Source organism: Aromatoleum buckelii (assembly GCF_012910785.2).
Lineage (GTDB): Bacteria > Pseudomonadota > Gammaproteobacteria > Burkholderiales > Rhodocyclaceae > Aromatoleum > Aromatoleum buckelii.
On sequence record NZ_WTVH02000009.1, the window covers coordinates 220,442 to 238,428 of the forward strand.

The 17,987-nt window shown below is 65.1% G+C and carries 20 protein-coding genes and 1 tRNA gene; 9 read left to right on the forward strand and 12 right to left on the reverse strand.

The annotated features are described in order from the left end of the window. The first annotated feature begins 11 nt into the window (after positions 1 to 11). Positions 12 to 896 carry a protein phosphatase 2C domain-containing protein gene (locus GO608_RS07135; protein WP_169198742.1) on the forward strand — a complete coding sequence of 295 codons (885 nt, stop codon included), beginning with the start codon at positions 12 to 14 and terminating at the stop codon, positions 894 to 896. On the opposite strand, the gene corA is transcribed toward GO608_RS07135, so the two are convergent. Beyond that, on the reverse strand, positions 784 to 1,881 hold the full coding sequence (gene corA / locus GO608_RS07140) for a magnesium/cobalt transporter CorA (RefSeq protein WP_169198741.1): 1,098 nt from the start codon (positions 1,879 to 1,881) through the stop codon (positions 784 to 786). The genes GO608_RS07135 and corA overlap by 113 nt on opposite strands. A 279-nt stretch (positions 1,882 to 2,160) precedes the next feature. On the opposite strand from corA, the gene GO608_RS07145 reads away from it, so the two are divergent. The 3 genes from GO608_RS07145 to GO608_RS07155 are packed head-to-tail and all read left to right on the forward strand — an operon-like array spanning position 2,161 to position 4,973. Beyond that, a complete protein-coding gene (locus tag GO608_RS07145) occupies positions 2,161 to 3,285 on the forward strand; it encodes a Re/Si-specific NAD(P)(+) transhydrogenase subunit alpha (RefSeq protein ID WP_169198740.1) in 1,125 nt (374 codons plus the stop codon). Positions 3,286 to 3,300: 15 nt separating this feature from the next. After that, entirely contained in the window at positions 3,301 to 3,603 is a 303-nt protein-coding gene (locus tag GO608_RS07150; protein WP_169119340.1) for an NAD(P) transhydrogenase subunit alpha part 2, read from the forward strand. Beyond that, positions 3,600 to 4,973, forward strand: a complete 1,374-nt coding sequence (locus GO608_RS07155; RefSeq protein ID WP_169198739.1) for an NAD(P)(+) transhydrogenase (Re/Si-specific) subunit beta — start codon at positions 3,600 to 3,602, stop codon at positions 4,971 to 4,973. The genes GO608_RS07150 and GO608_RS07155 overlap by 4 nt, the downstream gene beginning before the upstream one ends. Positions 4,974 to 5,078: 105 nt before the next feature. On the opposite strand, the gene GO608_RS07160 is transcribed toward GO608_RS07155, so the two are convergent. The 4 genes from GO608_RS07160 to GO608_RS07175 form a co-directional block, all read right to left on the reverse strand. After that, entirely contained in the window at positions 5,079 to 6,194 is a 1,116-nt protein-coding gene (locus GO608_RS07160) for a PAS domain-containing protein (protein WP_169198738.1), read from the reverse strand. A gap of 87 nt (positions 6,195 to 6,281) precedes the next feature. Then, entirely contained in the window at positions 6,282 to 7,760 is a 1,479-nt protein-coding gene (locus GO608_RS07165; RefSeq protein WP_169198737.1) for a DEAD/DEAH box helicase, read from the reverse strand. 221 nt (positions 7,761 to 7,981) lie between these two features. Then, a complete protein-coding gene (gene rlmM, locus GO608_RS07170) occupies positions 7,982 to 9,088 on the reverse strand; it encodes a 23S rRNA (cytidine(2498)-2'-O)-methyltransferase RlmM (protein WP_169198736.1) in 1,107 nt (368 codons plus the stop codon). 101 nt (positions 9,089 to 9,189) lie between these two features. Beyond that, entirely contained in the window at positions 9,190 to 9,594 is a 405-nt protein-coding gene (locus tag GO608_RS07175; RefSeq protein ID WP_247002921.1) for a hypothetical protein, read from the reverse strand. A gap of 220 nt (positions 9,595 to 9,814) precedes the next feature. On the opposite strand from GO608_RS07175, the gene GO608_RS07180 reads away from it, so the two are divergent. The 4 genes from GO608_RS07180 (at position 9,815) to GO608_RS07195 (ending at position 12,998) form a co-directional block, all read left to right on the forward strand. Next, positions 9,815 to 11,068: an extracellular solute-binding protein gene (locus GO608_RS07180; protein WP_169198771.1), complete on the forward strand. Its 1,254-nt coding sequence runs from the start codon at positions 9,815 to 9,817 to the stop codon at positions 11,066 to 11,068. Between the two features lie 16 nt (positions 11,069 to 11,084). Continuing rightward, positions 11,085 to 11,885, forward strand: coding sequence for a glycerophosphodiester phosphodiesterase (gene ugpQ / locus GO608_RS07185; RefSeq protein ID WP_169198735.1), 801 nt, complete (start codon positions 11,085 to 11,087; stop codon positions 11,883 to 11,885). A 53-nt stretch (positions 11,886 to 11,938) separates the two neighbouring features. After that, complete coding sequence (locus GO608_RS07190) at positions 11,939 to 12,907, forward strand: polyprenyl synthetase family protein (protein ID WP_169198734.1); 969 nt, start codon at positions 11,939 to 11,941, stop codon at positions 12,905 to 12,907. A gap of 14 nt (positions 12,908 to 12,921) precedes the next feature. Next, positions 12,922 to 12,998: transfer RNA gene (locus tag GO608_RS07195), tRNA-Pro, on the forward strand. 142 nt (positions 12,999 to 13,140) lie between these two features. Here the strand turns inward: GO608_RS07195 and GO608_RS07200 are convergent. Genes GO608_RS07200 through GO608_RS07215 form a run of 4 tightly spaced genes read right to left on the reverse strand, consistent with a single transcriptional unit; the run spans position 13,141 to position 15,126 of the window. Beyond that, positions 13,141 to 13,599, reverse strand: a complete 459-nt coding sequence (locus GO608_RS07200; protein WP_169198733.1) for a periplasmic heavy metal sensor — start codon at positions 13,597 to 13,599, stop codon at positions 13,141 to 13,143. After that, the gene (locus tag GO608_RS07205; RefSeq protein ID WP_169198732.1) at positions 13,596 to 14,051 is read right to left on the reverse strand and encodes a zf-HC2 domain-containing protein; all 456 of its coding nucleotides are present in this window, start codon (positions 14,049 to 14,051) and stop codon (positions 13,596 to 13,598) included. The genes GO608_RS07200 and GO608_RS07205 overlap by 4 nt, the downstream gene beginning before the upstream one ends. Beyond that, the gene (locus GO608_RS07210) at positions 14,044 to 14,613 is read right to left on the reverse strand and encodes an RNA polymerase sigma factor (RefSeq protein ID WP_169198731.1); all 570 of its coding nucleotides are present in this window, start codon (positions 14,611 to 14,613) and stop codon (positions 14,044 to 14,046) included. The genes GO608_RS07205 and GO608_RS07210 overlap by 8 nt, the downstream gene beginning before the upstream one ends. A gap of 21 nt (positions 14,614 to 14,634) precedes the next feature. Continuing rightward, on the reverse strand, positions 14,635 to 15,126 hold the full coding sequence (locus tag GO608_RS07215; protein ID WP_169198730.1) for a hypothetical protein: 492 nt from the start codon (positions 15,124 to 15,126) through the stop codon (positions 14,635 to 14,637). A 679-nt stretch (positions 15,127 to 15,805) separates the two neighbouring features. On the opposite strand from GO608_RS07215, the gene GO608_RS07220 reads away from it, so the two are divergent. Further along, positions 15,806 to 16,414 carry a PRC-barrel domain-containing protein gene (locus tag GO608_RS07220; protein ID WP_169198729.1) on the forward strand — a complete coding sequence of 203 codons (609 nt, stop codon included), beginning with the start codon at positions 15,806 to 15,808 and terminating at the stop codon, positions 16,412 to 16,414. A 10-nt stretch (positions 16,415 to 16,424) separates the two neighbouring features. Here the strand turns inward: GO608_RS07220 and GO608_RS07225 are convergent, their stop codons facing one another. The 3 genes from GO608_RS07225 to flgM form a co-directional block, all read right to left on the reverse strand. Beyond that, a complete protein-coding gene (locus tag GO608_RS07225) occupies positions 16,425 to 17,036 on the reverse strand; it encodes a retropepsin-like aspartic protease family protein (RefSeq protein ID WP_247002924.1) in 612 nt (203 codons plus the stop codon). Between the two features lie 143 nt (positions 17,037 to 17,179). After that, the gene (locus GO608_RS07230) at positions 17,180 to 17,653 is read right to left on the reverse strand and encodes a flagella synthesis protein FlgN (protein WP_169198728.1); all 474 of its coding nucleotides are present in this window, start codon (positions 17,651 to 17,653) and stop codon (positions 17,180 to 17,182) included. Beyond that, positions 17,650 to 17,952 carry a flagellar biosynthesis anti-sigma factor FlgM gene (flgM, locus tag GO608_RS07235; protein ID WP_169198727.1) on the reverse strand — a complete coding sequence of 101 codons (303 nt, stop codon included), beginning with the start codon at positions 17,950 to 17,952 and terminating at the stop codon, positions 17,650 to 17,652. Before flgM ends, GO608_RS07230 begins: the two co-directional genes overlap by 4 nt. Positions 17,953 to 17,987 lie beyond the last annotated feature (35 nt).

Here is a 17,987-nt window from a genome sequence, read left to right on the forward strand (position 1 = left end):
CGGTCGTAACCATGCCACTCATCGTCGAAACCTGCATCGCACGGCATATCGGGGATCGGAGCGAACAGCAGGATCGCGTCGCGGTGTTCGGGCATCCATCGCAGCCCGGCACGATGATCGCCGTTCTTGCCGACGGCATGGGCGGACACGCTGGCGGCGAACTTGCGGCGGAACAGGTGGTGCTCCATGCGAGGCGGAATTTCGAAGCCAGCGTTCCGCACGCCGGCAGCCCCGGGCAACTGCTGGAGAAAATCGTCACCGACGCCCACGGAGGGATCCGGCGGGTTCGGGCTGGCACCGGGAAGGATCCGCACAGCACCGCTGTCGCAGTGATGCTGCGAGGCGGGCAGGCGGACTGGATCCACTGCGGTGATTCGCGCGTCTATCACTTTCGTGGAAGCGAGACGATGCGCCGCAGCCAGGACCATTCGCTGGTCGCCGAACTGCAGCGCCGGGGCAGGCTGGACGAGGCCGGGGCGGCGTTTCATCCGCAGCGCGGCGTCCTGTTGTCGTGTCTCGGCGGTCACCGGCCGCCGCAGATCGCGTTCGGCGAAGCTCCCGCATCGGCCGGCGACAATTTCCTGGTGTGTTCGGATGGGCTGTGGCGCCATTTTCCCGACGACGAACTGGCGACGGTGATCGCCTCGAACCCGGCGCGGGACGCGGCCGAGACGCTCGTCCGGCTCGCCCGCCGGCGGGCGGCCGGAAGCGGCGACAACATCTCGCTCGTCGTCATGAAGGTGTGCAGCGCTGCGGCGCAGGCAGGTGCCGGACACCCCGAGGCTATATCCGCAACCAGTTGCGCCGCCAGAAAATCGCCGCCATCCCCAGTGCCACCGACCCCATCATCCCCATTGCGACAGGGAAGCCCCAGTCTTCGGCGAGCAGCGGCATGACTTCGAAGTTCATGCCGAAGATGCCGGTGATCAGGGTCGCCGGCAGGAACAGCGTCGTCAGCACGGTGAGAATCCGCACCTCGACGTTGAGGCGGTTGCTGACCGACGACAAATAGATGTCCATCAGGTCGCCGAGCAGTTCGCGCACGGCGTCGAGCGTCTCGATGACGTGGACCAGATGGTCGTAGATATCGCGCAGGTACAGACGCGTGTCGGCGCTGAAGAACCTGCTCTCGCCCCGGATCAGGCCGTTCAGCACCTCCCGCAGCGGCCAGATCGCCCGTCGCAGCAGGTGCGTGTCGTGCTTGACGAGGTTGATCGTTTTCAGCAGCGCCGGCGTCGGACTGGCGAGCGCATCATCTTCGAGATCCTCGGCAGTGTCGCCCAGGCGATCGACGATGACGAAATACTGGTCCACGATCGCGTCGAGCAGCGTGTAAGCGAGATAGTCGGTGCCGTGCTGCAGGAATGGCGCTCCCGGGACGCGCATCCGCTCGCGGATCGGTTCGAAAGTGCCGCTGCGCCGTTCCTGGAACGTCAGCACGAAGTTTTCGCCGAGCACGAGGCTGACCTGATCCGAGCTGAGCGTGCGCGTCGCGCTGTCGTATTCGAACACCCTCGCCACGCAGTAGAGATACGTCCCGTAGTCTTCGATCTTCGGGCGCTGATGAGTGTTCAGGATATCTTCGAGCACCAGCGGATGGAGCCCGAAGCGGCGTCCGATCTCGCCGAGGATTTCGGCGTCCTGCAGGCCATACACGTTGAGCCACAGCCGCTTGTGCTGCGGCCGGTAGGCGCGCGATTCGGCGATGCTCTCAAAGCGATGCTCCTCGATTCCGTCATCGTCGTAGGCGAGCAGCGAGATCAGCGGGTGGTCCGTCTTGACTGCGCCGACATGCACCAGCGTGCCGGGCGGCAGGCCCGCCTTGACCGCCGTCAGCGACTTAGACTTGCGGCGTTTCGTGTTGGCTCGTGTCGTATTCATCTGTCGCACTGCAAAAAAACGGTATTGCGTTGAAGTAGGGTATCAGTATTATCCCGTATGCGCTGCTCATGCATCGGCCTTGATGCAGAGCAAGAAATTCATAAAAGCAACAGGGTGACGGCGCATTCACCCACGAATACTTGCGGATCACGGGGGAGGGCGGGCGACGGACCCGATCGGGTGGCAGCGGTTGCTGCCTCCCGGTTTTTTTGTCTGTCGCCGGCCTGCGGTTGGGTCTGCGCAAGGTTCATCACACAAACCTTTCAGGGAGAACGGCCTATGGCTCTGTTGATCGGAGTGCCTGCGGAGACCGTGCCGGGCGAGCGACGTTTGTCAGCCGTCCCGGACGTGGTCAAGAAATACCTGGATCTCGGGGCGCAAGTCATGGTGCAGTCTGGCGCCGGCCAGCCGGCCCACTATCGCGACGAGACTTTTATCGACGTGAGGTTCGCCGCTTCGGCGGAAGAAGTGTGCGCTGCCGCCGACGTGGTGTTCTGCGTCCAGCCGCCGTCGCCCGAACGGATCGCCGCGCTGCGTGAAGGAGCGGTGCTGATCGGCCTGCTGCAGCCGTGGTCGGATGCCGAACGCGTGAAGCAGCTCATGGAAAAGCGCATCACCGCGTTCGCGATGGAGCTCTTGCCGCGCATCTCGCGGGCGCAGAGCATGGACGTGCTGTCCTCCCAGGCCGCGGTCGCCGGCTACGAATGCGCGCTGATCGCGGCCGACCACAGCCCGAAGTTCTTCCCGATGCTGACCTACGCGGCCGGCACGATCCGTCCCGCCAAGGTCCTCGTCATCGGGGCCGGGGTCGCAGGCCTGCAGGCGATCGCGACCGCGCGGCGCATCGGCGCGATGGTCGAGGCGTACGACGTGCGTCCCGAGACGCGCGAGCAGATCGAGTCGCTCGGCGCGAAGTTCGTCGACACCGGGGTTGCTGCCGCCGGCGCGGGTGGTTACGCGCGCGAACTCACCGACGAGGAGAAGGCGAAACAGGCCGAGCGTCTCGCGAAAGCGGTCGCGCAGTGCGACGCGCTGATCACGACCGCGGCGATCCCCGGCAAGCGCGCGCCGCGCATCATCACTGCCGACATGGTGCGGCGCATGAAGCCGGGCGCAGTGGTCGTCGACATGGCGGCCGAATCGGGCGGCAACGTCGACGGCACGGTCGCCGGCGAGAAGACCTGGATCAACGACGTGCTCGTCATCGGGCCGGCCAACATCGCCAGCCGCATGCCGGTCCATGCCTCCGAAATGTACGCCAAGAACCTGTTCAACTTCATCTCCCCGTTCATCAAGGAGGGCGCGCTCGCGCTCGACTGGGAAGACGAAGTGTTGGCCGGCACCTGCCTCACCCACGCGGGCGAGATCAGGCACGCGGGCGTCAAACAGGTACTCGGGCTCTAATCGGAGGACGCAATCATGGATGGCATAACTGCTCTGTACGTTTTCATGCTGGCCGCGTTCACCGGTTACGAGGTGATCTCGCGCGTGCCGGTGATCCTGCACACGCCGCTGATGAGCGGCTCGAACTTCATCCACGGCGTCGTGCTCGTGGGCGCGATGGTGGTGCTCGGCCACGCCGATCCGGAAGACCCGGTGCAGCTGGCGATCGGCTTCGTCGCGGTGTTCCTCGGCGCGGCGAACGCCGCAGGCGGCTACGTCGTCACCGAACGGATGCTCGCGATGTTCAAGTCCGACCGCAAGCCGGGAGGTGCGAAATGAACACGCTGATCCAGTTGGCGTATTTCGGCGTGGCGGTCGTCTTCATCCTCGGCCTCAAGGCGATGAGCTCGCCGGTGACCGCCCGCAAGGGCATCGTCTGGGCCGGCTACGCGATGATCGCGGCGACCCTCGTCACCTTCTACACGCCGGGCATGCAGAACTATGGCCTGATGATCACCGCGATCGTGCTCGGCGGCGGTGTCGCGTGGTGGAGCGGCCGGGTCGTCAAAATGACCGACATGCCGCAGATGGTCGCGATCTACAACGGCATGGGCGGCGGCGCGGCGGCGGCGATCGCGGCGCTCGAGTTCGCCCGCGGCGGCGTCCATAGTCCCGGCGTCGCGACGCTCGCGGTCCTGGGCGCGTTGATCGGCTCCGTCGCGTTCTCGGGCTCGTGCATCGCGTTCGCGAAGCTGCAGGGCATCATGACGAAGACCTGGCGCCTGCCGCAGCAGAACCTCGTGAACATCGGGCTCGCGGCGCTCACCGTGCTGCTCGGACTCGCGATTGTCGTTAGCGGCACGCCGGTGCCGGCGCTCATCATCGCGTTCTTCATCGTCGCGCTCGCGCTTGGCGTGATCCTCACCAGCCCGATCGGCGGCGCCGACATGCCGGTGGTGATCTCGCTGCTGAACGCCTTCACCGGTCTTGCGGTCGGCTTCGAAGGCTTTGTCCTCGGCAATCCGGCGCTGATCGTCGCGGGCATTGTCGTCGGTGCGTCCGGCACGCTGCTGACACAGCTGATGGCCAAAGCGATGAACCGTCCGATCCGGAACGTCATCTTCACGCCGATCACCGGCGAGGCGGCTGGCGGCGGCGAGGCGATCGAGGGTTCGATGAAGGAGTTCTCGGCGCTCGACGCGGCGTCCGTCATGCGTTACGCCTCCAAGGTCATCATCGTGCCGGGCTATGGCATGGCGGTCGCCGGGGCGCAGCACAAGGTGTGGGAGATGGCGCAGCTGCTGGAAGAAGGCGGCGTCGAGGTGGTGTTCGCGATCCATCCGGTCGCGGGCCGCATGCCCGGCCACATGAACGTGCTGCTTGCCGAAGCGGGCGTGCCGTACGACAAGATCTTCGACCTCGAGGAGATCAACGCCGACTTCCCGCAGGCGGACGTGGCGCTGGTGATCGGCGCCAACGACGTGGTGAACCCGGTCGCGCGCACCGACAAGTCGAGCCCGATCTACGGCATGCCGATCCTCAACGTCGACATGGCGCAGAACGTCATCGTCGTCAAGCGCGGCAAGGGCGCGGGCTACTCCGGTATCGAGAACGCACTGTTCTACAGGGACAACTGCCGGATGTTGTACGGCAGCGCGCAAGCCGCGATCGGCGAGGTGATCACGCACGTCAAGGCGCTCGAAGCCTGAGCATGTCGTGAGAGCCGCCGGCCGGCCCTTCCTCGGGAGAGCCGGCCGGTGGCGTTTACGCCATTGGTTCTCGCACCCGGAACGGCTGCCGCGGCGCCGCGATGTTCACGGCGGCGATGCGGGATGGCCATGCATCACGACCATCGCGTCCGGGTGGCCTGCGGCGTCGATCCGGTAGGCGACGATGACGGCGTCGAAAGTCGTGCCATTCGCGCGGCGGTGCCGCCAGCTGCCGGACTCGGCGAGGCTGCGGCCGTTTTCCGGCCCGCTGCGCAGATCGGCAAGGTGCATCCGGCACAGGCGCTCGTAGGGATAGCCATACGCTTTCACCGCACTGGCGCTGGCGGCAAAGATTCGCAGTTCGGGGCCTTCGCACAGCAGCGTCGGCAGGGGGCAGTCCGCGAACAGCCGCTCGACCGACACATCGTCGTTCAATGCGGCGCGCTGCGGCGGCGCGTCGAGATGGCGCGCCGTCGCAAGCGCACGTGTCGCCTTCGCGCTGTTTGCCGGGAGTATCAACAGTTGCCAGCCGGGTTTCGGCCCGGGCAGGATGCGCCCGGACAGTGGTTCGCCATGGCCCGGCGCGTCGATGCGGGCGAACTGCGGCTCGCCGCGTCCGGGCCAGGTTACCCGAAGTCGCGAGTCGAGGGCGTGTCCGACGAGATCTGCGCGAGCGAATCCGAGCGTGCCCAGTGCCGCCGCATTGGCGGCAGCGATGCGGCCCTGATCGTCGAGGACGATGACCGGCTGTTCGAGCGCCGCAGCAAGGCGCGGCCACACGGTGTCGACCGGAGCGGAAGGGGTGTTGGCTTCCTGTGCGGGGCTCAGGATCAGCGCGTGAATCCCGGGGCGCAGGCGCGCGGCCGCGACGAAGCGCAGTTCCCGGTCGCGCTTTTGCGGCAGCGAGACAAGCAGGCTGCCGCGCGTTTCCCCTCGGATGAAAAGCCGGGCGCGCGCGTCGAGGAATTCCCGTTCCGATGGAAACAGGTCGGCGAGCGGGCGACCGGCGACCTGCCGATAATCGCGTTCGAGCAGCCGGCACGCCGCGCTGTTGGCTTCGAGCACGACTTCGTCCCCGGTGATGACGAGCCCTTCGTCGAAGAGCTCGAACAGGGCCAGATACAGGCCCGCCTCCATGCCCTCGGAAAAATCCGGGATGAAGGGCTGTGCGGGATCATCGTTGCCCTTGGGGGGGCGGAAGGCATTCATCTGGGCGGGCATCCAAGGATTCCGAAAGCTTATCGTTGTAAGCCCAGATTAATTGAAGCCCGCCGCAGGAAAGGCCCGGAATAGGCGGGTTTGCCGGGCCTATTTCCGGCCGAGGCCGCCGAGCAGCACCGCGATCGGGCGTTGGGTGCGACGCGGCGAGCCGGATGTCGGCCCTTCTGCGGCCTGCTCTGCCGGCCGATTCAGGTCGGTCGACGCAGCTGCTGGTTGATAGGGCTTGGTGTAGTCGAACCCGTCCGAGGCGATTGTCGATCGTCCGGGACGCCGGCGGACTTCACTGCTTCGCGAGGACGATGCGGGCCGGGCATCGCGCGGCGCAGGAGCTGTCTTCTGGCCGGTTTCCTTCGTCGCTTCGGGAGCGCTGCCGGCGCTGCGCCGGCCATGCCGGCTGCGGCTGCCGGTTTCGAAAAAATCCGGCTCGGGGTCGAAGCCCGGCACGATTTCCTGCGGAATCTGCAGCTTGATGAGCTTTTCGATTTCCGCAAGATGGTGTTTCTCTTCGGCGCTCACCAGCGACACCGCGTTGCCCTGACGCCCGGCGCGCCCGGTGCGGCCGATGCGATGCACGTAGTCTTCGGCGGTATGCGGAAGTTCGAAATTGATCACCGACGGCAGGTCGTCGATGTCGAGCCCGCGCGCAGCAACGTCGGTCGCGACGAGCACCCGTAGCTTGCCGGACTTGAAGGCTTCGAGCGTGTCGGTGCGTTGCGCCTGGCCTTTGTCGCCGTGGATCGCATCGGCGGCGATGCCGTGGCGCTCGAGGAAATGCGCGAGACGACCGCACGCGAGCTTCGTCGCGACGAACACCAGCGCCTGCGTGTCCGGCTCATGGCGCAGCAGATGCGCGAGCAGGTTGCGCTTGAGGCCCGCGGAGACCGGGTGCACGCGGTGGGTGATCGTTTCGGACACCATGTTGCGGCGCGCGACTTCGATCAGTTGAGGTTCCTTCAGCATCTGGTCGGCGAGCTTCTTGATCTCGTCCGAGAACGTCGCCGAGAACAACAGGCTCTGGCGCGCGGCGGGCAGCAGGTCGAGGATGCGGCGGATGTCGGGGATGAACCCCATGTCGAGCATGCGGTCGGCTTCGTCGAGCACGAGCATCTCGACTTGGCCGAGCTGGATGGTTTTCTGCTGGACGTGGTCGAGGAGCCGCCCTGGCGTCGCGACGACGATCTCGATGCCGTTGCGCAACTCCTGGATCTGCGGCTTCATGTCGACGCCGCCATAGATGCACGTGCTGCGCAGCGGGACGTACTTGCTGTAGGTCTTGACGGACTCGAAGACTTGCATCGCGAGTTCGCGCGTCGGCGCGAGGATCAGCGCTCGTACCGGATGGCGCGCGGGACTCGTCGAAGTGCTGGCGTGGCGCGCGAGGCGCTGCAGCAGCGGGAGCGTGAAGCCCGCGGTCTTGCCGGTGCCGGTCTGGGCGCCGCCCATGACGTCGCGGCCGGACAGGACCACCGGGATCGCCTGCTGCTGGATCGGGGTGGGGGTGGTGTAGCCGGATTCGGCTACTGCACGTAGCAACTCGGGGATCAGTCCGAGGTCGGCGAAGCTCATAGGCGCCTTTCTTCGATATGGGCCTGCCGCGCGAGATGCGATGCCAGGAGAGGCGATTGCATGAACGGTATCCGGAACGGAACGGTTCCGGGAGGGCTCGTGCCATCCGGCAGGCCGGGTGCTTTAAACCGGCCATTATACATACCCGTACAACTCGACGGCTTCCGACGGGGCATGTGATTTCCCGACGGGGCAGACCGGGCCGGAGAAAGGCAGGCGGATCAGACTGCCGCAGTGCGCAACGCGAGGTAGCCGGTGATCTCTTCGCGATCGTGATACAGGTGCTTGAAGCGCAGCTCGAACGGACCTGCCTGGGCGAGGCGCTTGGTGATCAGCGCGCGGCACTGTTCGACGGCCTCGAGGCGTTTTTTCATCGGCAGCTTGAGGTTGAAGATCGTCCTGCGGCAGCGGCCGGTCGCAATCCAGTCGGCGACCAGAGCTGCGATCCGTGTCGGCTGTTCGACCATGTCGCAGACCATCCACTCGACCGGTCGCTGCGGGCGCCATGTGAAGCCGTCGGCGCGTACGTGCTCGACCATCTCGGTCGCCATCACTGAAGGCGCCATCGGGCCGTTATCGACTGCCGTCACTCGCAGACCGCGATGCGCGAGCTGCCACGTCCAGCCGCCGGGCGCAGCGCCGAGGTCGACGGCGCGCAGCCCTGCCCGCAGGCTCGCGTTGCGCTCGGTTTCGGTCAGCAGCGTGAAGATCGCTTCGGCGAGCTTGAGCGTCGAACGGCTGGCGGCCTCACGCAGCATGCGCAGACGCGGAATCCCCATCGGCCACAGCGCGGCCTGACCGGGGAGTGCGGCGCACAGCCACGCGGTGGAGGGGTCGGGGAAGAGGATGTGCAGTTCGGGAAGGCCTTTCGCGCCTTCGCGAAACGCGCCGATCCTTTCGAGTTCATGCTGCAGCGGCACGGTGAAGCGGCGGCAGAAGCCGGATTGTTGCTTGGCCTCGTCGGTGTCGGGAGTTTCCAGCATCAGCTGGGCGAAGCGCTGGCCGGCATTGCGCGTCGCCGTGGCGATCGGAGTCGCCCGGTCGCGTTCGGGCAGGTCGGCGACCCGGGCAAACCACGGCAGCAGCTGGCGCGCGAAAATCAGCGTGCGCCAGTCGCAGCGTTCGGCGAGGTCCGCAAATGCGACCGGCTCGTGGGATTCGAACGTTGCGAACGCGCTGCCGGGGCGGGCGCGGACGAAGCCCATCAGCCCGATGCCGGCAGCGAAGTCGTCCAGTTCGGCGGCGACTTCCTTTTCAAACCCGGCGCGGCACAGCGCGAGCAGGCCGGAGGCGGTCAGGCCGAGACGATTCGGTGAAGTGGCGGGCATCGGGTCCGTTTTGCGGCAAGCGTGTTGTTTCGGGTCGCCGCGGATGATAAGGCAAGTCGGCGCCCGGGCGACGGCAAGTTTTCTTTTCGCCCAAGGCAGTTTCAGGACGTCGTGGGTGCGCGGCGCGGGCGACGCTCCCCGTCCGCCGCAGCCGGCGTAGCGGTCTCGTCGATTTCCTTCGCGCCGGCCGCGCCCGACGAAAGCGCCGACGGGGCGTTGGGCTGCGAAAGCTGCGAGGGTATCGACTGCATGTTGTTCTGCATCATGTAGTCGTTCATTTCCCGCCAGCCCGCGAACACCGCTGCCTTCTGCGCTTTGGCATTGAGCAGGTAGCAATCCTCGAGCGAGCGGCCGGAATGGCGGCATGCTCCGCCGATGGCTTTGCCTTCCGCTTCCGCAACGGCCGCCTCCTTTTTCGGATCGGGCAGTTCCAGCAGGATGCCGATCTGCTCGCAGCCGCCGAGTGCGACGAGCAGCAGCAGGGGAGTCAGGCGTTGCGCGAGCATGGGCAGGAGGACACCGGGGTGGGAAGCTGAAGCGGTTAACGTCATCGCCACCGAAATCTTGATGGTCCGCCGCCTGCAGCGGACTCGGCGACATCAGGGAACTCTATACTGTGAAGGTTCGAAGTGCAGGTGTCACGTGAAGGATTGGAGAATGAGAGTGCTGACCGGAATCGCAAGGAAATGGGCCGCGCTGCTGCTGTGCGGAGGAGGTTTGCTGGGGATGGGGGTGGGTGTCGCCCATGCGGCCAAAGCGGTTGTGCGTCCGCCTGCCGCAGTAGCGAGCGAGCCGAAGGAGATCCACCTCGTCCACCAGCTCGGCCCGAAGCGGGAAGAGGCGCTGAAGCAGCTCGTCGAGCGCTTCAACGAGCGCAGCAAGGATTATCGACTCAGTGTCAGGACAGGTACCTGGAGCGATGACGGCTCCCCTCACCTGATGATCCTGCCGGGCGAGGACATGGAACGCTTTCTCGCCGGAAAGCCGCGCTACAAGGCGCTGTCGGCCGTCATGCGCGAAGGCGGCGTGCCGCTGCCGGCACTCAAGCCGCCGGCGATCATGACGCGCGCACTGGTCGATGCGAAGGGCCAGTTGCTCGCACTGCCGGTCGGCTTGTCGACGCCCGTGCTGTACATCAATCGCGGCGAATTCCGCCGCGTCGGCCTGGATCCCGACGCGCCGCTGAAAACCTGGTTCGAACTGCAACAGGCGCTCGGGCAGCTGTTCGATTCGGGTTCGACGTGCCCCTACACAGTGTCGCAGCCCGGTCGGGTGATGATCGAGAACACCAGCGCCTGGCACAACGAGCCGGTGTCGGCGCGCCAGGGCAAGAGCGAGCGCCCGTCGTTCAACGGCATGCTCCAGGTCAAGCACGTGGCAATGATGGCGAGCTGGCACCGCGCCCGCTATCTGCGCATCTTCGGCGCCGAGAGCGAGGCCGAGCAACGGTTCGCGAGCGGGGAATGCGCGGTGATCGCCGCGCCGTCGGCGAGCTGGACCGATTTTCGGCGGACGGCGGAGTTCGAAGTCGGCATTGCGCCTTTGCCGTACCACGAGGACTTCCCCGGTGCTCCGCAGAACACTCTCGCCGACGGCGCCGCGATGTGGGTCGCCGCCGGCAAGCGGCCCGCCGAGTACAAGGCGATCGCGCGCTTCGTCGGCTTCTGGCTGCAGCCCGAGAACCAGGTCGCGTGGCAGCGTGAATCGGGCTATCTGCCGCTGAACCGCGCCGGCGTGTTCGCAACCCAGAGCGAGGTGCTCGGGCCGGACCTGGAGAACATCAAGGTCGCCGTATCGCAGCTGAACAACAAGCCGGCCACGGTCGAGTCCAGTGCGTCGCCGATCGCCGGTCGTGCACGCATGCTCGACATCCTCGACCAAGAACTCAGCGCGGTGTGGGCGGATCGCAAACCGGCGAAGGAAGCGCTCGACAATGCGGTGGCGCGGGTTCAGGCGACAGGGGCGCCGGTTCTGCGGTGATCCGTTTGGCACTACGATGACGCCGCCTCGTTCCTGGCCGCTCGCCCCGGTGCTGGCACATCGCTGCGGCGGTCTGCTCGCGCCCGAAAATACGCTGGCAGGCCTCGCCGCGGCGGCCGAGGCCGGATGTGGGGGCGTCGAGTTCGACGTGATGCTCAGCGGCAGCGGATCGCCGGTGCTGATCCACGACGAAACCCTCGGGCGCACGACTGACGGCCACGGGCGCGTCGCCCTGACGCGGGACGAAAACCTCCGCGCGCTCGACGCGGGACGGTGGTTCGATGCGCGTTTCGCCGGCGAAAGGGTGCCGACGCTAGACGAGGCGGCTGCACGATGCATTTCGCTCGGACTGTCCGTGAACCTCGAGATCAAGCCGGCGACGGGGCAGGACGACGAGACCGCCCGCGTCGTCGCGCGCCGTGCCGGCGAACTTTGGGCCGGGGTTGCGCTTCCGCCGCTGCTGTCATCGTTTTCCGAGCTCGCGCTGGAAGTTGCCGCGCAGCTTGCCGCGCATCTTCCTCGCGGGCTGCTCGTCGAGCGGGCGCCGCCGGACTGGCTGCAGCGCTGTCGCCGCGTCGGTGCGGCGGCCTTGCATGCGGACGCCCGATATCTGGATCGTTCCACCATCATCGAGGCCCGTAAGGCGGGCCTGTGGGTCGCGACCTACACCGTGAACGACCCGGGCCGTGCGCAAACCTTGTTCGACTGGGGCGTCGATTGCATCATCACCGATCGGCCCGATGTGGTACGCGCATCGGTGACGCGACACAGGAGCAGCACGGGATATCCTGCCGGCTTCGGCGTGCAGTCGTGTTGACGCCACGCCGGCCACCCCCATAACATCCGCCTTTTTTCCGCGAGTGCCCCGCCTTGTCGACTCAGCAGCTCTACGCGCCGATTGCCGCCGACATGCAGGCAGTCGACGCGGTCATTCGTGGACGTCTTCACTCGGACGTCGTCCTCATCCGGCAGGTCGCGGAATACATCATCCATAGCGGCGGCAAGCGGCTGCGGCCCGCACTGGTGCTCTTTTCCGCAGGCGCGATGGGTTACCAGGGGCAGTCGCATCACCAACTTGCGGCGGTCGTCGAGTTCATCCATACCGCCACGCTCCTGCACGACGACGTCGTCGATGAGTCCGAGCTTCGTCGCGGCAACAAGACGGCCAATGCGCTGTTCGGCAATGCCGCCTCGGTGCTGGTCGGCGATTTCCTATACACGCGCGCGTTCCAGATGATGGTCGGTGTCAACGACATGCGCGTGATGCAGGTGCTGGCCGACGCGACGAACATCATCGCCGAAGGCGAAGTCCTGCAACTGCTCAATTGTCACAACGCGGATGTCGAAATCGAGGATTATCTGCGCGTGATCCGCTACAAGACCGCGAAGCTTTTCGAGGCGGCGACACGCCTCGGCGCCATCCTGGGGCGCGCAAATGAGGAGCAGGAACGAAAAGTGGCCGCGTTCGGCATGCATCTGGGCACCGCCTTCCAGATCATCGACGACGTCCTCGACTATTCGTCCGACGAAGCGGCCACCGGCAAGCATCTCGGCGACGACCTGGCCGAAGGCAAGCCCACACTGCCACTGATCCACGTGATGAAGCACGGCACTACGGAGCAGGCCGCGCGGGTGCGCAACGCCATCGAAAGTGGTGGCCGCGAGGACTTCGAAGCAGTGCTGGCGGCAATCCGTGAAACCGGCGCGCTCGAGGAGGCACGGCGTTGGGCGCGCGCCGAGGCAAAGCTTGCGACCGACGCTCTCGAGGTACTTCCCCCTTCCATTTTCAAAGATGCGCTGCTACAATTATCAGACTTTGCAGTTGTCAGGAATTACTGATCGCTGCAGGGCGTCGGGGAATAGCTCAGCCTGGTAGAGCACTGCGTTCGGGACGCAGGGGCCGGAGGTTCGAATCCTCTTTCCCCGACCAAGAATTCCCGCAAAAAAGCCACTCGAAAGAGTGGCTTTTTTGTTTCTGTGCGAAGCCTTTTTCGGTGAAGACCGCATCGGAAGCGAATCTCTCGGGGGAGCCCGGCCCCGGCCTCATCGGCACTCTGCATATCGTTCCCCCGTCACCGCCCGTGCAGATCCTGCAGCAGTGACGGTTTGTCCGGCTGCGCGAGCAGGAGTCGCGCGAGACGGGCGCGTTGTGCCTCGTCGAGGATTTCGCGTTCGGCAAGCAACTGCTCGATCATCAGTCGTTGCTGCTCGTGTTGCAGGCTGGCGATGGCAACGCGCTCGGCTTCGATCGCCTTGCGATCCACGTTCGGCGCGAAAATTGCGCGGATCATTTCCGCACGATGAGCTTCGATGCGCGCGGCGGCGTCGCTGAACTGGCGCAGGAAAGGTTGCTCGGCGGCGTGCCAGCGTTCGAGTTGACGCGCCTCGAGGCCGAGGTGGACGGGCAGGGAGGGGGCTGACCCGGTGTCTGGCGAAGCCGGCCGCAGGATGTGGACGCCCGCCGCAGCCACGACGCCGAGATTGACCAGGACCGAACACATCAAGGCGAAGCGCAGCGTGGAAGGTTTCATCTGAAGTCATTTCCGGAAGGGCACGATTTCGGGACGGGGCAAAGATTGCCGGGCGGGATCGGATCGAACACCGCCATCGTCAGCATTGCGGGCCCCTGAGGCACATCGCCGGCAGGGGGCCGGAGCAGCGTGCTGCCGAGGTGGAGACCCAGCGTCAGGGCCGCGGCTCCGCCCAGCGGAAACAGGAGCCAGCGCAGCGCAGGTCGCCGCGTCCTCCCGGACGGGCGGGAGTGGGCCCGGATGCGGGCTTCGATCACGGCGCCGAGATCGAAGCCGAGCCGCTCCGGCGGCAGCGCGTGGAGCCGGTCGCGCAGCGTTTCCAGTTCGCGCAGCATTTCCCCGCAAGCCGCGCAGTGGTCGATATGCGCGAGCAGATTACGGCGCTGTCGCGGCGGGGTCTGGCCATCGAGCAATGCCGACAGCGCGCGCGTTTTCGGGCAACGGTCAGCCATGGCCCTCTCCTGTCTTGCGCCCAAGCCGTTCCAGCAATGCCGCACGCGCCCGCGCGAGGCGCGACTTCACCGTACCGGGGCGGATGCCGAGCGTCTGCGCGATATCGGTGTAGGTGAGGTCCTCGACCTCGCGCAGCAGCAGGATTTCCCGCTGCTCGGTCGGGATCCGTTGCAGTGCTTGGGCAAGCTGCGCGTCGCGCTGGCGAGTCGCGTAGCAGGCTTCCGGACCCATCGCTGTGTCGGCGAGGTCGAGTTCGTCGTCGAGCGGCGCGAACTGGACAACCTGTCGGCGGCGCAGCATGTCGATGCTGAGGTTGCGGGCGATCTGCAGCAGCCACGTGGAAAAACGCGCCTCCGGACGCCAGTCGGGCAGCGCCTGCCACGCTTTCATGAACACCTCCTGCGTCAGGTCCATGGCTTCATCGCGCGTGCCGGTGAGCCGCAGGATGAAGCTGAACACGCGATCCTGATAGCGTCGCACGATCTCGCCGAAGGCCCGCGCATCGCCGGCGCGCGCGAGGACGATGAAGGCGTTGTCCCGCTCCGCGTCCGCATCGTCCATGCCTCTGCCCGGCGTCGCAGCTCAGTGACCGGTAGCGACGCGCGTCCACGCCGGGTGGTCGAAGTAGGTGCCGTAGTTGTCGAGTGCCCTGACCAGGTGCACTACGCCCTTGCTGCGGTCGCCGACGGCCTTCTTGCCCGTGATCACTTCGACCCCGTCACCGAGTTCGGCGATGATGCCGTGCAACACCGAGTCGGCTTCGGGCGCAAGTTTGCAGTTCTGCACGATGTAGGCGATCTCGTTTTCGACGGTGTGGCCCAGGGAGCGGTACTGGTCATCGGTGAACGTGCCGCCGTGAACGGCCGGGAGGCTGTGTTCGACAGCAGCGCGGATTTTCAGCATGCCCTGCTGGAGGGCGGCGTCAGTATGCCATCTGCTGCCGGCGTTGAGTTTGAGGGCGGCAGCACCGTTGTCGTGATCATGGCCGCCGGCGGCAATGGCGGGAGGGAGTCCGGCGAGGCTCGCGGTGACGAGACAGGCAGCGAGCAAGGTCTTGGCAGTGCGTGTTTTCATTTTCCGTATTCCATGCGGGTGGGTTGAAGAGTCAGCGGACGCGCCGCAGCTACGTCGGCGTGCCTGCTGTCCTGTTCACTGAAACGAATGGGGACCGAGAATGTTCCATGAAAATGTTTTGACGACTTGTCGATCCTCGGAATCTGTCGTGTCACAACGACGGCCATCACTCCATGAAAACCTCAAGCCCTTGAAAAGTAACGAAAACATGAGAGTGGAACGGAGATCATGCGGTCGCACCAGGAGCGTAAACGGCTGAAAATACTGGGTGTCGAGTGTCGCCCCTGAACGACGGCAAGGGGTGCTTCGCGTTCATCGAAAGATTGACAAAGCGCGGAGCGGCGCTCTAAAGAATGAAAAAGTATTTTTATTCAGTATCTTGCATGTGTTATGGCGGATGTTTTCACGCTTTCTCCCGCATTGTTGCTAACGCGTTCAGACAAGGCCCGCCACTGTGGCAACGGTGGTCGTCTCCATGAAAAATCCCGGAACGGCCGTTGATGTCGGTAAAAAACTAAATAAAACCAAACACATGAATTAATTATTGAACGTCACCGGGAACTGCCGCGTCGCCGGGTCCGATTTTTGCACGACATGCTCGCAGTCGGACATTCCGACGCCCCGTCGCATTCTGCGGAGGGGGAACTGCTCAACCAGAGCCGCAAGGCAGGAGGACGAGATGAAGATCAGCTATCGCAAGTCGTTGCTCGCCGGCGCAATTGCCGTATTGGTCGCGACGCCCGGGTGGGCTGGTAGCGATGCCTCGAAAACTCACGATAGGATGCCCCAGGCCGAAGGCACTCAGAGTCCGCATCCCGGCATGGACACTTCACGGGCTAATCCGGGCGGCGTGGTCTACACGATGTCGCCTCGCGAACTGCGCGGGAAGGATGTCATCGGCCCGGGGGGTGAGGAAATCGGTTCGGTGAAGGCGGTCGTGCATAGCCGCCACGAGAAGGATATCCAGGCCGTGATTTCGGCTGGCGGTTTCCTCGGGGTCGGCGACAAGGCAATCACTGTTCCTCTGAACCAGTTGCAGTATGTCAATGGCGAGCTTCGCATCAACGCGAGCGAAGAGGAACTGAAGGCGAGGCCCGAGTATCAGCCTGAGCAGTACGTGGAACTCGAGCCGGGCGACCAGCCGATCAGCGAGTTCTCGGCGTTCGAACTGGAAGAGTCGAGCCGCGACGCCGCGCCGCGGTCGCAAGACCAGTCGCTTCGCTGGCAAGACTCCGAACGGGGAGATCGGAGTCCGAACACGGATGCGCAGGGGGAACTGCTTCCCTAACGTTGCTCTCTCAACGGTCGAAGGCTGCGAGGTCGGCAGCCTTCGTACGGGCGGCGGTGGCTGCTCCGCAATTGCTCAGGACGAGGCGCGGCGGATCGAACGAGAAGATGAACGGCGCAGCACGCTGCAGGGCGTTGAGCCCGAGGATGGCGCGAGTCTTTCCGGGGAATACCGCCGCCTCGACATTATTGAGCCAGCATCCGTCGCCGATGCTCACGGCCTTGATCGCATAAACCGGCACGTCCAGTTCGGTGCCGTTTGCAAGCCGGCCGCGCAACTGCCTGATGTATTGCGCCTGGCCGGCGCCTTGAAGGGTGGCAAGCATCTCTTCGTTGATGGTCATGTAGCCTGAACCGGTATCGACCATCAGGTCGACAGCTCCCAGCCCGCCAATTTTTCCCTGTACGTAGAAAGTCGTCGCGCTGTTCGCGCGCATGGCCACAGTGGTATCGAATTCCCCGGCACCGGCAAGGGAGGAGGTGCCCGCCCAAAGTGTGAGTAGCAGGCACATGAACTTCTGCATCGGATCGTCCTCGTCAAATCGCGTCGCGTGGTGAGCGTCCAGCGGATCGGACGCAGGACGAAAGGCAATAATGAAAGCAACAGATTGAAAGAAAGTCAAACATTCCGCGTGTAACAGTGTCGATCAATTCCTGCTCACCTCGCGCTACCGCGTCCACGGTATCCCAAGAGGGATAAGCGGAATCGCTAAGGGCAAGAAGAGTGAAGTCTGGGTGAGGCGAGGAAGGTAAGGGGTGCGGGCCGTCAGGCGCTGCCCAAATGCCGGCCGCTGCTGCGCGGGCGCGTCATGCCCATGGCGTTGTAGAGCTGGGGTTGCCCGGCCGCCGTCAGCAGGACCGAGAGCGCGAACTGATTGTGCTGCATCCGTTCGACGATCAGCTTGCCGTTGATCTGGTTGCGGTGTTGCGCGCTGTAGGCGAGTTTACGAATCTCCTCCCAACAGGCCAGCGTGCCGGGCAGCGACCCGCACAGTTCGCGAATCGACGCTTCGTCGTTCGGGCGCCGCAAGCGGCCGAGCAGCAGGGCGCGGTCGTTGTGCACGCGTTGCAGCTGTTGGTAGTGGTGCGATTTCTCTTGGGTCAGGGTGAGCAGCGCATCGGCCTCACCGGCGATCAGGAGCGTTTCCTCGCGTTCGAGGAGTACGAGAAAGGCCCGCAGCAGTGCCGCTTCGCTGTCGATCAGCGCCGCGAGGCGCTGCAGTTCCGGTTGCGGAGTCACGATTCGCGCCGAGAGTCGAGTATCTGGCGCACGGAGTCGATCAGGCCTTCGGCGATGCGATTGGCGTCGACCTTGAAGCGCCCTTCGCTGATTGCCTGGCGGATTTCGTTTACGCGGCCACGATCGACGACCGGAGTCGAAGCCATTGCCGCTTCGGCCTTGTTCAAGCTCGATGACAGCGACGACAGCTGCACCTTCTCGCCGTCGCTGATGGGTTTGGACGCCACGGGCTGCGACCGTGGCCGGCTCTCCGCGGCAGGTACGGAGCCGGCTGGCTTCGGGGTACCTTCGATCTTCACGGCGCAACTCCCATTAAATATTCTCTAACCGTGTC

What these genes read in the sequence shown, in the direction of transcription:
- GO608_RS07135 (WP_169198742.1), top strand. Translation starts at nt 12, where the DNA reads ATGCCACTCATCGTCGAAACCTGCATCGCACGGCATATCGGGGATCGG.
- corA (WP_169198741.1), bottom strand. Translation starts at nt 1,881, where the DNA reads ATGAATACGACACGAGCCAACACGAAACGCCGCAAGTCTAAGTCGCTG.
- GO608_RS07145 (WP_169198740.1), top strand. Translation starts at nt 2,161, where the DNA reads ATGGCTCTGTTGATCGGAGTGCCTGCGGAGACCGTGCCGGGCGAGCGA.
- GO608_RS07150 (WP_169119340.1), top strand. Translation starts at nt 3,301, where the DNA reads ATGGATGGCATAACTGCTCTGTACGTTTTCATGCTGGCCGCGTTCACC.
- GO608_RS07155 (WP_169198739.1), top strand. Translation starts at nt 3,600, where the DNA reads ATGAACACGCTGATCCAGTTGGCGTATTTCGGCGTGGCGGTCGTCTTC.
- GO608_RS07160 (WP_169198738.1), bottom strand. Translation starts at nt 6,194, where the DNA reads ATGCCCGCCCAGATGAATGCCTTCCGCCCCCCCAAGGGCAACGATGAT.
- GO608_RS07165 (WP_169198737.1), bottom strand. Translation starts at nt 7,760, where the DNA reads ATGAGCTTCGCCGACCTCGGACTGATCCCCGAGTTGCTACGTGCAGTA.
- rlmM (WP_169198736.1), bottom strand. Translation starts at nt 9,088, where the DNA reads ATGCCCGCCACTTCACCGAATCGTCTCGGCCTGACCGCCTCCGGCCTG.
- GO608_RS07175 (WP_247002921.1), bottom strand. Translation starts at nt 9,594, where the DNA reads ATGCTCGCGCAACGCCTGACTCCCCTGCTGCTGCTCGTCGCACTCGGC.
- GO608_RS07180 (WP_169198771.1), top strand. Translation starts at nt 9,815, where the DNA reads ATGGGGGTGGGTGTCGCCCATGCGGCCAAAGCGGTTGTGCGTCCGCCT.
- ugpQ (WP_169198735.1), top strand. Translation starts at nt 11,085, where the DNA reads ATGACGCCGCCTCGTTCCTGGCCGCTCGCCCCGGTGCTGGCACATCGC.
- GO608_RS07200 (WP_169198733.1), bottom strand. Translation starts at nt 13,599, where the DNA reads ATGAAACCTTCCACGCTGCGCTTCGCCTTGATGTGTTCGGTCCTGGTC.
- GO608_RS07205 (WP_169198732.1), bottom strand. Translation starts at nt 14,051, where the DNA reads ATGGCTGACCGTTGCCCGAAAACGCGCGCGCTGTCGGCATTGCTCGAT.
- GO608_RS07210 (WP_169198731.1), bottom strand. Translation starts at nt 14,613, where the DNA reads ATGGACGATGCGGACGCGGAGCGGGACAACGCCTTCATCGTCCTCGCG.
- GO608_RS07215 (WP_169198730.1), bottom strand. Translation starts at nt 15,126, where the DNA reads ATGAAAACACGCACTGCCAAGACCTTGCTCGCTGCCTGTCTCGTCACC.
- GO608_RS07220 (WP_169198729.1), top strand. Translation starts at nt 15,806, where the DNA reads ATGAAGATCAGCTATCGCAAGTCGTTGCTCGCCGGCGCAATTGCCGTA.